The sequence below is a fragment of the Brachybacterium sp. AOP42-C2-15 genome (assembly GCF_052377065.1).
Classification (GTDB): domain Bacteria; phylum Actinomycetota; class Actinomycetes; order Actinomycetales; family Dermabacteraceae; genus Brachybacterium.
Genome location: NZ_JBQSWK010000037.1, coordinates 19524 through 31173 on the forward strand (window position 1 = coordinate 19524; position 11650 = coordinate 31173).

At 69.9% G+C, this 11650-nt stretch carries 11 protein-coding genes; 9 read left to right on the forward strand and 2 right to left on the reverse strand.

Annotated elements, in window-relative coordinates:
• Nucleotides 1-132 precede the first annotated feature (132 nt).
• From ACT3SQ_RS16105 to ACT3SQ_RS16125, 5 genes are all read left to right on the forward strand, one after another.
• Nucleotides 133-1374: an MFS transporter gene (locus ACT3SQ_RS16105; protein ID WP_444601378.1), complete on the forward strand. Its 1242-nt coding sequence runs from the start codon at nt 133-135 to the stop codon at nt 1372-1374.
• A 162-nt stretch (nt 1375-1536) separates the two neighbouring features.
• Nucleotides 1537-2478, forward strand: a complete 942-nt coding sequence (locus tag ACT3SQ_RS16110; protein WP_444601379.1) for an ATP-binding cassette domain-containing protein — start codon at nt 1537-1539, stop codon at nt 2476-2478.
• Complete coding sequence (locus tag ACT3SQ_RS16115) at nt 2475-3329, forward strand: ABC transporter permease (protein ID WP_444601380.1); 855 nt, start codon at nt 2475-2477, stop codon at nt 3327-3329. Before ACT3SQ_RS16110 ends, ACT3SQ_RS16115 begins: the two co-directional genes overlap by 4 nt.
• Complete coding sequence (locus ACT3SQ_RS16120; RefSeq protein ID WP_444601381.1) at nt 3326-4561, forward strand: ATP-binding protein; 1236 nt, start codon at nt 3326-3328, stop codon at nt 4559-4561. The genes ACT3SQ_RS16115 and ACT3SQ_RS16120 overlap by 4 nt, the downstream gene beginning before the upstream one ends.
• A gap of 14 nt (nt 4562-4575) precedes the next feature.
• The gene (locus ACT3SQ_RS16125) at nt 4576-5328 is read left to right on the forward strand and encodes a response regulator transcription factor (RefSeq protein WP_444601382.1); all 753 of its coding nucleotides are present in this window, start codon (nt 4576-4578) and stop codon (nt 5326-5328) included.
• A 43-nt stretch (nt 5329-5371) separates the two neighbouring features.
• On the opposite strand, the gene ACT3SQ_RS16130 is transcribed toward ACT3SQ_RS16125, so the two are convergent.
• Nucleotides 5372-7342 carry a DUF222 domain-containing protein gene (locus ACT3SQ_RS16130; RefSeq protein WP_444601383.1) on the reverse strand — a complete coding sequence of 657 codons (1971 nt, stop codon included), beginning with the start codon at nt 7340-7342 and terminating at the stop codon, nt 5372-5374.
• A 410-nt stretch (nt 7343-7752) separates the two neighbouring features.
• Here ACT3SQ_RS16130 and ACT3SQ_RS16135 point away from each other — a divergent pair, with 410 nt between their 5' ends.
• The 4 genes from ACT3SQ_RS16135 to ACT3SQ_RS16150 are packed head-to-tail and all read left to right on the forward strand — an operon-like array spanning nt 7753 to nt 11250.
• Nucleotides 7753-8421: a TetR/AcrR family transcriptional regulator gene (locus tag ACT3SQ_RS16135; RefSeq protein WP_444601384.1), complete on the forward strand. Its 669-nt coding sequence runs from the start codon at nt 7753-7755 to the stop codon at nt 8419-8421.
• A 43-nt stretch (nt 8422-8464) separates the two neighbouring features.
• Nucleotides 8465-9607, forward strand: a complete 1143-nt coding sequence (locus tag ACT3SQ_RS16140) for an acyl-CoA dehydrogenase family protein (RefSeq protein WP_444601385.1) — start codon at nt 8465-8467, stop codon at nt 9605-9607.
• Nucleotides 9608-9635: 28 nt separating this feature from the next.
• A complete protein-coding gene (locus tag ACT3SQ_RS16145; protein ID WP_444601386.1) occupies nt 9636-10412 on the forward strand; it encodes an SDR family NAD(P)-dependent oxidoreductase in 777 nt (258 codons plus the stop codon).
• Between the two features lie 43 nt (nt 10413-10455).
• Complete coding sequence (locus tag ACT3SQ_RS16150; protein WP_441446230.1) at nt 10456-11250, forward strand: enoyl-CoA hydratase/isomerase family protein; 795 nt, start codon at nt 10456-10458, stop codon at nt 11248-11250.
• A 37-nt stretch (nt 11251-11287) separates the two neighbouring features.
• Here the strand turns inward: ACT3SQ_RS16150 and ACT3SQ_RS16155 are convergent, their stop codons facing one another.
• Nucleotides 11288-11593 carry a DUF2277 domain-containing protein gene (locus ACT3SQ_RS16155; RefSeq protein ID WP_441446229.1) on the reverse strand — a complete coding sequence of 102 codons (306 nt, stop codon included), beginning with the start codon at nt 11591-11593 and terminating at the stop codon, nt 11288-11290.
• Nucleotides 11594-11650: the final 57 nt, after the last annotated feature.

An 11650-nucleotide genomic window follows, 5' to 3' on the forward strand; every position in this document is an offset into this window, starting at 1 on the left:
CCGACGGGCACCCCATGCCTGCGTCGCTCACCTTCCCTGGCCTCGACCCCACCTCCGCCACTACGATTGTGGGGTACTTCCCGCTTCCAGCGTCGGCAGCGAGTCTCACCCGACCCCCGCGCTGGAGCTGTCATGACCTCGTCTCCCACCCCTCCGCTGTCCCCCGGGCGGCTGCGCCTGGTGATCCTGGCGATGTCGCTGGGGGCCTTCGCGATCGGTACCACCGAGTTCGCGAGCATGGGACTGCTGCCCCAGATCGCCCGTGACCTCGAGGTGTCCATCCCGCAGGCCGGCATGCTCATCACCCTGTACGCGCTCGGAGTGGTGGTCGGTGCGCCGCTGGTGACGATCGCGGCGGTGCGGATCCCGCGTGCGCGACTGCTGGTGCTGCTGATCGGCCTGATCGGGCTCGGGAACCTGCTCTCGGCGATGGCCCCGGACTTCACGACGCTGGCGGTCGCCCGCTTCGTCGCCGGGCTCCCCCACGGCGCCTATTTCGGAGTCGCCTCGCTGGTCGCCTCCCGTCTCTCCCCTCCCGGCCGCCGTGCCCGGTCGGTGTCTCTGGTGATGCTGGGGCTGACGATCGCGACCATGATCGGGGTGCCGGCTTCGACGGCGCTCGGCCAGATCGTGGGCTGGCGTTCGGCGTACGTGATCGTGGTGGTGATCGCCGCGGCGACCACACTGGCCATCTGGCGCCTGGTGCCCGAACCTGAGGGCGCCGGCTCGACCAGCTCGATCCGCGGGGAGCTCGGTGCGCTCCGCCGCGCCCAGGTGTGGTTCGCTCTCGGCATCGGCTCGATCGGCTTCGGCGGCATGTTCGCGGTGTACAGCTACATCGGCGAGATCGTCCCCGGCGTGATGGGCCTCGGCGAGCGCGCCGTGCCGCTCGCGCTGTTCGTCTTCGGTCTCGGCATGACGCTCGGGAACCTGCTCGCAGGGCGTCTTGCTGACCGCAGCATCTACGGCACCATCTTCTTCGGCCTGACCGGCATGGCGATCAGCCTCGCCGTGTTCGGCCTGGTCGCCCAGAACGCGATCGCCGGGATCCTCCTCCTGCTCGCCATCGCCGTGACCTCCCAGATGATGGGCCCCTCGCTGCAGCTGTTCCTGCTGGACGCCTCCCCGGACGCCCCGTCGCTGGCCGCTGCCCTGCACCACTCGGCGCTGAACATCGGCAACTCCCTCGGCGCTGCGCTCGGCGCGGGCGTGCTCGCCGCCGGCTGGGGCCTGCTCGCTCCGGCGTGGACCGGCGTGGTGCTGGCCGTGCTGGGCCTGGGGATCGCCGGCTGGTCGTACGCGGTGCACCGCCGCCAGCAGACGCGGGCCGCAGCAGAGGTGCCGCACATGGCCGAGGTCCCCGCTCCCTGCTGAGCAGGCCGATCCTCAGACGATGCTCGCGGGCTCCCGCAGGGAGGCGGCGCGCCCGCTGAGCATGTGTACCCCGGTACTGGTCAGTGCCGGAAGTCCGCACCGCAGGCCGATGTGCGGGATGCGCGAGCGCCCGTAGCGTCGGCCAGGACGAAAGGTGCTCACATGATCCGGGTTCACGCCCTCACGAAGCAGTACGGCAAGAAGGTGGCGGTCGACGGGATCGACTTCACCATCGCACCCGGAACGGTGACCGGCTTCCTCGGCCCCAATGGTGCCGGGAAGTCGACGACGATGCGGATGATCATGGGGTTGGACCGCCCCACCAGCGGCACGGCGACGGTCAACGGCACGGCCTACCGCGACCTCGCCGCGCCGCTGCACGAGGTGGGAGCGCTGCTGGATGCCCGCGCCGCGCATCGCGGCCGCAGCGCATACAAGCACCTGCTCGCCCTGGCCGCCACCCACCGCATCCCCACCGCCCGGGTGCACGAGGTGATCGGGCTGGCCGGACTCGAGTCCGTGGCGCACAAGCGCGTCGGCGGATTCTCGCTCGGGATGGGGCAGCGCCTGGGCATCGCGGCAGCGCTGCTCGGCGACCCGCAGACGGTCATCCTCGACGAGCCGGTCAACGGTCTGGACCCCGAGGGGATCCTCTGGATCCGCGCGCTGCTGCGTCAGCTCGCCGCCGAGGGACGCACGGTGATGCTCTCCTCGCACCTGATGAGCGAGATGACCCAGACCGCCGATCACCTCATCGTCATCGGGCGCGGCAGGATCCTCGCCGACGGGCCGATGCGCGAGGTCATCTCCGGCGCCACCCGCACCCTGGTCCGGGCCCGCTCCCATGACGGGCCGGAGCTGACCGCCGCGGTGAGATCCTCTGAGGTCTCTGCTGGAGTCGCCGTCTCGCACACGGCCGACGGCGCCGTCGAGATCTCAGGGCTGACCGCTGAACAGGTGGCCGGCATCGCCGCCACCGCGGGCGTGGTCCTGTTCGAGCTCACCACCCTCGAGGGTTCCCTCGAAGAGGCCTACCTGTCCCTCACGGCGGATTCCGCCGAGTACCGTGCGGTGACCACCGCAGCGAATGGAACGACGCGATGACCACCTTCGACCCTCTGACCAGCACACTTCAGCGCGGCGCCGCCCTTACCCGTCGGCCCTCCTTCGGCGACGCCCTGCGCTCGGAATGGATCAAGCTGCTCAGCCTGCCCTCGGCCGTCCTGGCACTTATCGGGATCTTCGCCGTCGGCCTCGGCGGCAGCCTGTTCCTCGGCGCCACCCTGGAATCCTCCGGGGTCCCGTCGGTCCCATCGCTCGAGCGGACGATCGGGGACGTGACCATCCCGATGGTGGTGCTCGGCCAGATCATCGCCGGGATTCTCGGGGTCATGTCCGTCGGCGCGGAGTACTCCTCCGGCTCGATCCAGACCACCCTGATGGCGGCGCCGACGCGGCTGCGCGTGCTGTGGGCGAAGGCGTCCGTGCAGTTCATCGCCGTGACCGCCACTGCGCTGGTCACCGTGTTCGGGGCGTGGGCCGCGACCTACCCCTTCTATGTGAAGCACGGCCTGGAGGCTCCGCTCAACGGCCAGGGGGTGCTGGTGGCGCTGCTCGGTGCCGCGGCCTATCTCGGCATGTGCGCGGTGGTCGGCGTGGGCATCGGGATGCTGGTGCGCTCGACCACCGTCGGCGCGATCCTCATCTTCGCTGCGACCCTGCTGGGTCCGATCCTCGCCTCCGCGCTCCCCTACAGCCTGCTCTCGCGCGTCGCCCGGGTGACCCTGCTCGGCAATGCCGGAGACACCATGGCGCGGGTCGAGACCCCCGGCGGTCCGTTGCTCGACATCTGGAACGGGCACATCAGCACCGCTGCGGGCTGGCTGATCGTCTCGATCTGGGTGGTGCTCGCGCTGGCGGCGGGAGCGATCGCCCTGCAGAATCGCGACGCATGAGCACCCCTCCAGACGCGGACCGGCTCCTCCCCACCCCTGGGGTGCGGTGGGGCCGGACCGACGTCGTGATCCTGCCGGCCTACCTGCTGCTCGCGATCGCGCTGGGGTTCCTCTCCCTCGAGTCGTCTCTGCGCGCGCCGGCGTGGGCGATCATGCTGCTGGGACTGGCCGGGGTCACCACCGTGCTGGTCCGGCCCCGGCATCCCGGCGCGGCGTTCACGGCGATGCTCGTGCTGCTGCCGCTCACGGCCGCGGTGGGCAGCATGGCCGAAGCATTCCTGGTGCTGCCTGCGCTGTATCGCGCCGGGGTGACCCGCAGCGCCCGTCAAGCGTGGGCATGCTTCGGCCTCACGTCCGTGGTCGCGGTGATCGCCGCACTGGTGCTCGCCCTGCGCACACGGCTCGGTCCGCCGCTGCTGGGCCTGGCCCCGCGGGCCGCGGTCGAGGATTGGCCGCTGGACTGGTTCAGCCTCACGCTCCTCTTCCTCGCCTTCACGCTGATCACAGCCCTGCTGGGGATCAACATCGGGCACCGCCGGCGGCACATCGCCGCGCTGGTCGAGCGCGCCGAGCAGATGAAGCGTGAGCGTGACCAGCAGGCGAGCATCGCCGCGGCCCTGGAACGGGAGCGCATCGCCCGCGAGATGCACGACGTCATCGCGCACTCCCTGTCGGTGATGATCGCCCTGGCCGACGGCGCTGAGGCCTCCGCCTCGCAGCACCCTGAGGAGTCGCAGCGGGCGATCGGTCGAGTTGCCGAGACCGGGCGTCGCACCCTCGGCGAGGTGCGCCGGCTGCTCGGACCGGTGCGCGGTCTGGAGGGTTCTGGGCAATCCTCGCTGCCGGCAACCCTCGGGGTCGAGGAGCTTCCCGCACTGGTGGAGGAGTTCCGGGCGGCGGGCCTGCCGGTACGGCTGGAGTGCCGCGGGGAGCTGGATCCGGGCGCGGTCATCGGCCTGACGATCTACCGGATCGTGCAGGAATCGCTCACCAATGTACTGCGTCACGCGCGCGAGGTGCGGGGCGTGCTGGTGCGGATCCTGATCGGGGCGGACGAGGTGACGATCCTGGTCGAGGACACCTCGGCGCCGGCTCTTCCCGCCACCGATCCGGGACGCGGCCTGGTCGGCATCCGGGAACGGGCCGCCTTCTACGATGGGCACGTCACAGCCGGCCCTCGCGCCGGCGGCGGGTGGCGGGTGGCGGTGCGTCTGCCCGCCGAGAACCGATGAGCGAGGAGACTGCCATGGCAGACGGAGCCGACCCTGCTGACGCGGCTGCGGCAGCTGACGTGGCTGGCGTGGCTGGCGTGGCTGGCCCGGCCGATGCGGCTGCGAGCATCCGTGTGCTGCTGGTCGATGACCAGGAGCTCATCCGGTACGGGCTGCGCCTGGTGCTCGATGCCCAACCCGATATCGAGGTCGTGGGCGAGGCGTCCGACGGCATGGAAGCCGTGCGCACGGCCCGCCAGCTCCTGCCCGATGTGGTGCTGATGGATGTGCGCATGCCCGGGATGGACGGCATCGAGGCCACGAAGCAGCTCTCGGTCGCGGTGCCGGACGTCCGAGTGCTGGTGCTGACCACCTACGATCGCGACGAGTTCGCCTTCGGGGCATTGCAGGCAGGCGCAGCCGGGTTCCTGTTGAAGAACACCCGGCCCGACGAGCTGGTGGCCGCAGTGCGCACGGTGCAGACCGGCGATGCGGTGATCTCACCGCGGGTGACGGCAAAGCTGATCGAGCTCGCGGTGCCGCATCTTCCCGGGCCGACGAGCCGTGAGGTGGAGGACCAGCTCTCGCTGCTGTCCGAGCGCGAGCGTGAGGTGTTCCTCCTGGTGGGTCGAGGTCTCACCAATTCGGAGATCGCCCAGACGCTGCACCTGAGCGAGTCCACGGTCAAAGCACACTTCGGCCGGATCCTTCTCAAGCTCGATGTGCCCAGCCGCGTCCAGGCTGTCATCCGGGCCTATGAGCTGGGAGTGGTGAGCGTCGGCGAGTAGGCGACACCGGGACGTGGCCGGACGACGTGCAAGCGTCCCGCGCTCACGCCGGAGATGCGGGCCCGGGCGCATCAGGTGGGTCTGCCGCCTGGCCCTTCGGCTGGTCCGAGCCGCCCTCATCGGAGGGTCTGTCCTCAGCCGTCGATGTATGCGGGGCCACCAGCGGCGGTGTCGGAGAGATGCCCTGTGCGCCATGTGGACTGGTCCAGATCCAGGCGGCCGGCGGTGACTGCGAGGGCCAAGAGTTCTCTCGCTGCGATGCCGCCGTCCCCCGCGTTCGCGGTGCTGCCTGCGGCCTCGGGCTCGACTCGGCAGGGCTCGGTTCGACGGGACTCGGCCTGACACGGATGGGCTCGGCAGGGCTCGGTTCGACGGGACTCGGCCTGACACGGATGGGCTCGGCAGGGTTCGGTTCGACACGGCTCGGTGTGACGGGATTCGGCGTGATCGCTGTCGTCGCGACGCGGCCATCCACGTCCCCGATATCGTCACCTTCCACTGACGTGACAGCCGTGAGCACCCACAGCCCGAGCTCCTTGAGCAGGTTGCAGCGCACACACAGGCCTTGGCCGTTCGCAAAGCTGGTGGGCCCGCCGCGGTGATACGGGATGACGTGGTCGCTCTGGCGGATCACAGCGTTGCACCAGGGCGTACGGCAGGTCGTGTCCCGCCATCGAATCATCCTCGCAAGGCCTGCAGGGAATGCTCTCGCCTGGGACTCCATCGCGACCAGCTCGCCTGTGCGGGGGCTGGTGTAGAGACGGCGGAACACCGCGGAGACCTCGTCGTCGGGGTGGAGTTCAGCGGCTGGTTGCACCTGGCCAGGAGGCCTGCCCAACAGAGTGTCGGACACGATGTGGGCAGGGATCGTCCCGTATCCCTCGAGCTGTGCGCATTCGGCATCTCCATCACGGCCCAGCAGAGCGGTATCGGTGATGACGATTCCGATGTCGAGATTCGGGGTCGGGCGAGGCTGGCGGGGTGCCGAGGTCGTCGGTGCCGGAGACTGGGCGTCGCCGTGATCCGGAGACTCTTCGGAAGTTCGCTCCTGGGAGTCGGAGGAACTCCGCTCTTGCAACTCAGTCGGGTGCAGGTGCGGGTGCGGGTGCGGGTGCGGGTGGAGGATGACGTCGACCATCAGATCTGCCTCAAGGGCCGGGGTCGGGGTCCGATCCCCCGCAGCTTTCAAGGACCTGGCCTTGGCGGCGAGCGCACGCATCATGCCAGCGGCGTCGATCCCGCGCAGCACGGCCGTCACGCGCGCCATCCCATCTGCCAGCGGAGTCATCGTCACGTGCCGGGCCCGGGCAGCGCGCTCCGCACGTGCACGGGAAGTTTCGGGCTCGAGCTTCTGGATCAGCTTGTCGATGTCTGAGCGGAGGCGCTTCTTGCCCTTCCCCTCCAAGAGATGGGGGTTCTCCTGGATCATCTCGTCGATCCGTGCACAGGTGTCGGGGCTCGCCCCCGCGAGAGCGGCTGCCACCACGGAGGCTTGCTGCTCGGCGACGGAGCCCTCCCACAGGCTGTCGACCATGCCGGGCATGTGCTGGGTGAGACGCCGCGCCGAGGCGAGCGAGAAGGCCGAGGCGGCCGGCGAGACCCGACGTGCCAGGCCGAGTTCCTGGTTCGCCCCCTTGCCCTGCTTCGACGCAGGGATCCCGCGGCCCTGATCGGCCGCGCGGATCCGCTGCTCCGCGGCGACCTGCCAGGTGGCATCCACCGCGGCGAGAGAGGCGCGCAGATGGTCGAGCCCCGCGAGGACGGCCAGTGCTTCCTCCGGGGAGCCGGGTGCCGTCTCTGGCAGCGGATCGCGAACCGCGCGGGTATCGGTGAAGGCCACGAGCGTCGCGGCGAGCACCTGCGCCAGCAGTACCCGCGCGGGTCCACTCGCATCGATATCTGCGTACTGGGTGGCGACGGAGCTCAGGACGTCCGCTGACGGCGAGGCAGCACCATGGCGGGGCTCGGCCCCACCGGGGCTGTCCCCATCGTCGTTCGGCATCTTCGCGTCCATGCCTCGATCGTACGGAGGTTCGAATCGCAGAACCAGCACCCCTCCATCCCTGTGGATAACTCTGGCGGGCCCCCTAACGCTGTGGATAAGAATGTGGACAACCAGGCGCTGTGGAGGAACGGTGACAACCAACAGCCATGGCCAGGCCCACATCTGCCCACCACTCAGAAATATCGGAATCTGACCACATCCCGCAGCCCACAATTCCTCAACGCCGACTCTGAAAAAGACGCAACAACGTGCACATCCCTCCCGGTGCGCTCCACGAGCAGCAGCAGACCCCCGCACTCGAGTCAGCCATCCCCACCCCTTGACGTGCCGCCCCGACCGCGCCAGACTCGTCAGTGAATCACCATTCATTTCTGATGAATGATGTTCACCCAGCTCGCTCACCCACCGAAGGGGAGGTCATGCTCCGCGCTGACACAGCGATCGCTCCGGAGGAGGCCGCCCGCGCCGCCAGGTCCGATGCGCGCCGACGGCAGATCCTGCACGCGGCCGTCCCGCTGATGGAGCGGAGCGGCTCGCAGGCGGTCTCGATGCAGTCGATCGCCGCCGCGGCCGGCGTCTCCGTCGGCCTGATCTACCGGTACTTCGCGAACAAGCAGGAGCTCGTGCAGGCCGTCACCGAAGGGGTGCTCGACGAGATGGGGCGGCTCCTCTCGGAGGCACTGAAACCCGAAGACGATCCGGTCCGCCAGATCGCCGGCGCCTTCGCCGCCTACTGCACCGTCATCCGGGAGAACCGCCAGGCGGTGATGCTCACCTATCGCGAGTCGAACACCCTGGATGAGGCAGGGCGGGCGGTCGTCAAGGAGCTGGAGATCCGCACTGTCGAACCCCTGCGCAGCGCCGTGGACGCCGCCATCGGGCAGGGGCTGCTCCGCCCCGTCCACGCCGAGCTGTACTCCTATGACCTGCTCACAGTGGCCCACTCCTGGGCGCTGAAGCACTGGTACTTCGCACCGCGGATGACGTTCGAGGAGTTCCTCCGCACCCAGACCGCCCTCCTCCTCTCCACCGCGATCCGCCCCGAACATCGCAGCCACTACCCCGACCTGCTCGGCGACCTCACGTAGCTCACCGCTCCTTTCACTCCAGCCCGAAGCCCCAGGAGGCCTCATGGATTTCGTCATCGACGACGCGATGCAGGGCTATATCGACGCGGCCGCCGAGGTCGCCGCTCAGATCGCCCCCGACTACCCCCAGCGAGAGAAGAACCAGATCATCGAGCCGGAGCTGCGCCTGCTCATGGGGGCACGCGGGCTGATCGCCCCGGAGCTCCCGACGGCGCTCGGCGGCCGCAGCGAGCGCGCGCTCACCACCGGAATGCTCACCGAACAGATCGCGCGGGGCGACCTCACCGTCGCCTACGTCCAGGTCATCGGCTCCCTCGTCGGCCAGATCCTGGCGCGCACCGCACGCAGGGAGGTCGCAGCACGGTGGGTTCCCCGGATCACCAGCGGCGAGGACATCGTGGCGATCGGACTCTCGGAACCGGGCGCCGGATCCGATGCCGGAAACCCCTCCATGACCGCCAGGCCCCAGGCCGACGGCTGGGTGCTCAGCGGCACCAAATCCATGTCCTTCGCGATGCACGCGAGCGCCGCCGTGGTCTTCGCTCGGACCGAGGAGGGACGCCGCGGCCGTGGCATCAGCGCCTTCCTGGTGGAGCTGGACCGCGGCGGGACCGAGCGCCGCGTCGCCCCCGACATGGGGACCAGAGCCGTGGGCCGCGGGCTGGTGGAGTTCACCGACACCTGGATCCCCGAGGAGAACCTGCTGGGAGAGCTGGGCACGGGGTTCACCCAGGTCATGCAGGGGTTCGACTTCTCCCGCGCTCTGATCGGCCTGCAGGTGATCGGCGCCGCCCAGGTCACCCTCGAGGAGACCTGGGAGTACACCAGCGGGCGCATGGCCTTCGACCGTCCGCTGAGCTCCTTCCAGGGGGTGGCGTTCCCGCTGGCCGAGGCGGAGACCCTGCTGGAGGCCGCCCGGCTGCTCTGTCAGAAGACCCTCTGGCTGAAGGACTCCGGACTGCCGCACACGAAAGAGGCCGCGATGTGCAAGTGGTGGGCGCCGAAGACGGCCTACGACGTCATCCACCAGTGCCTGCTCAGCCATGGCCAGTACGGCTACCTGACCGACCGGCCGATCGAGCAGCGCCTCCGCGACGTGCTCGGGCTCCAGATCGGTGACGGCACCGCCCAGATCATGAAGCTCGTCATCGCCCGCCACAGCGTGGACCGCGAGCTCGCCCCATGAACGCACCCCTGACCCGAGGAGAATCGTCATGACACAGCCCCCAGCTCCCGCCACCAACGACCAGGACCTCACCGGGCGGATCTGCATCGTCACCGGCGCCGCGAGCGGCATCGGCAAGGGGATCGCGACCCGGCTCACGGCCGACGGGGCCATCGTGGTCGTCGCCGATCTCGACGAGACCGCAGCCCGGCGCGTCGCCGCAGAGCTCGGCGGCGACACCCTCGCCGTCCCGGTCGACATCTCCGACCGCGTGAGCGTGGATGCGATGACCACCCAGGTCATAGAACGCTTCGGCCGGATCGACGTGCTGGTCAACAACGCCGGCTGGGACAAGGTCGGCCCGTTCCTCGAGCAGGATCCCGCGCTCTGGGATCGCATCATCGGCATCAACCTCTACGGCACCCTGCACTGCTGCCAGTCGGTGGTGCGAGTGATGACGGAGCAGGGCCACGGCACCGTCGTGAACATCGCGTCCGACGCCGCCCGGGTGGGTTCGAGCGGCGAAGCCGTGTACTCGGCCTGCAAGGGCGGGATCGTCGCGTTCACCAAGACGCTCGCCCGCGAGAGCGCTCGCGCCGGCATCACCGCGAACGTGGTGTGCCCCGGCCCGGCGGACACCCCGCTGTTCGCCTCGATCTCCGAGGACAGCCCGACACTGCGTGCATCGCTCGAGCGGGCGATCCCGCTGCGCCGTCTCGCTCAGCCGGAGGATCTCGCGAACGCCGTCGCCTTCCTCGCCTCCCCCGCCTCCGGCTACATCACCGGTCAGACCCTGTCCGTCTCCGGCGGGCTCACCATGGCCTGAGCCCACCCCGCGATCTCACCACCGACGCAGAGAGCAGGCGAGCATGACCGAGCAGCAGCCCCGCACCTTCGAGACGATCCGCGCCGAGGTGACAGGCCCGATCGGGACGATCACGCTCCACCGCCCGGAGCAGCGCAACGCCCTCACCGCGACCATGCAGGCAGAGATCGCCCAGGCGCTGGATGCCTGGGCGGCCGACGACGCCGTGCGCGGGGTGATCATCACCGGCAGCGGCCCGAAGGCCTTCGCCGCCGGGGCGGACATCTCCGAGCTCGCCGCCTGGAAGACCGTCGACGGGCTGGCTGCCACGATGCAGAAGCTCTTCGACCGGATCCAGGACTTCCCGAAGCCCACGATCGCCGCCCTGAACGGTGTCGCGATGGGCGGCGGCCTGGAGCTCGCGATGAGCTGTGACATCCGCATCGCCGCGGAGAACGCGAGCATGGGCCTGCCCGAGGTGGGGCTCGGGGTGCTGCCCGGCGCCGGCGGCACCCAGCGGCTCTCCCGTCTGGTGGGCGTCGGCCGAGCGCTCGAGATGATCCTCACCGGCCGAGCCCTGACCGCCGAGCAGGCGGAGCACTACGGCCTGGTCACCACGGTGGTGCCCGCCGCGGAACTGCTGCCCACGGCCGCGGAGATCATGGCGAGCATCCTCGCCAAGGGCCCGCTCGCGATCCGACTCGCGAAGCTGGTCGTCGGTCCGGGAGCGGACGCGGATCAGCGGACGGGACTGCTGCTGGAGCAGCTCGCGCAGACGCTGCTCTACACGACGCAGGACAAGGCCGAAGGTGCTGCGGCGTTCTTGGAGAAGCGGGCGCCGGGGTTCGAGGGGCAGTGACCCGCGGTGGGAGCCGACGGCCCGGCGGCCGCCCGCCTCAGGATGCGGCGGGCTGCGGGGTGGTCTGCACGGAGCTCTGCGGGAACCGCTTGGCATTCCGGGCCCGGGCCTTCTCCCGCTCCTCCTCGCGGTCCTTCGGCGGGGCGGCGGTCACCAGCTCAGCCAGCAGATGCTCGGTGGCATGCGCGATCTCGGCGACCGCTCGCTCGAATGCCTCGGTGTTCGCCTGAGACGGCTTGGTCATCCCGCTGACCTTGCGCACGTACTGCAGCGCGGCATCGTGCACCTCCTGGGAGGTGGCCTCGGGCGCGAAGTTGTGGAGGGGCCTGATGTTGCGGCACATGGGACAAGGTTGGCACGGGAGCGAGGGCCGGGCAATGCCCGGCGGAGACTGCACGGC

What these genes read in the sequence shown, in the direction of transcription:
- ACT3SQ_RS16135 (WP_444601384.1), top strand. Translation starts at nt 7,753, where the DNA reads ATGCTCCGCGCTGACACAGCGATCGCTCCGGAGGAGGCCGCCCGCGCC.
- ACT3SQ_RS16155 (WP_441446229.1), bottom strand. Translation starts at nt 11,593, where the DNA reads ATGTGCCGCAACATCAGGCCCCTCCACAACTTCGCGCCCGAGGCCACC.
- ACT3SQ_RS16130 (WP_444601383.1), bottom strand. Translation starts at nt 7,342, where the DNA reads ATGGACGCGAAGATGCCGAACGACGATGGGGACAGCCCCGGTGGGGCC.
- ACT3SQ_RS16150 (WP_441446230.1), top strand. Translation starts at nt 10,456, where the DNA reads ATGACCGAGCAGCAGCCCCGCACCTTCGAGACGATCCGCGCCGAGGTG.
- ACT3SQ_RS16110 (WP_444601379.1), top strand. Translation starts at nt 1,537, where the DNA reads ATGATCCGGGTTCACGCCCTCACGAAGCAGTACGGCAAGAAGGTGGCG.
- ACT3SQ_RS16145 (WP_444601386.1), top strand. Translation starts at nt 9,636, where the DNA reads ATGACACAGCCCCCAGCTCCCGCCACCAACGACCAGGACCTCACCGGG.
- ACT3SQ_RS16140 (WP_444601385.1), top strand. Translation starts at nt 8,465, where the DNA reads ATGGATTTCGTCATCGACGACGCGATGCAGGGCTATATCGACGCGGCC.
- ACT3SQ_RS16115 (WP_444601380.1), top strand. Translation starts at nt 2,475, where the DNA reads ATGACCACCTTCGACCCTCTGACCAGCACACTTCAGCGCGGCGCCGCC.
- ACT3SQ_RS16120 (WP_444601381.1), top strand. Translation starts at nt 3,326, where the DNA reads ATGAGCACCCCTCCAGACGCGGACCGGCTCCTCCCCACCCCTGGGGTG.
- ACT3SQ_RS16125 (WP_444601382.1), top strand. Translation starts at nt 4,576, where the DNA reads ATGGCAGACGGAGCCGACCCTGCTGACGCGGCTGCGGCAGCTGACGTG.
- ACT3SQ_RS16105 (WP_444601378.1), top strand. Translation starts at nt 133, where the DNA reads ATGACCTCGTCTCCCACCCCTCCGCTGTCCCCCGGGCGGCTGCGCCTG.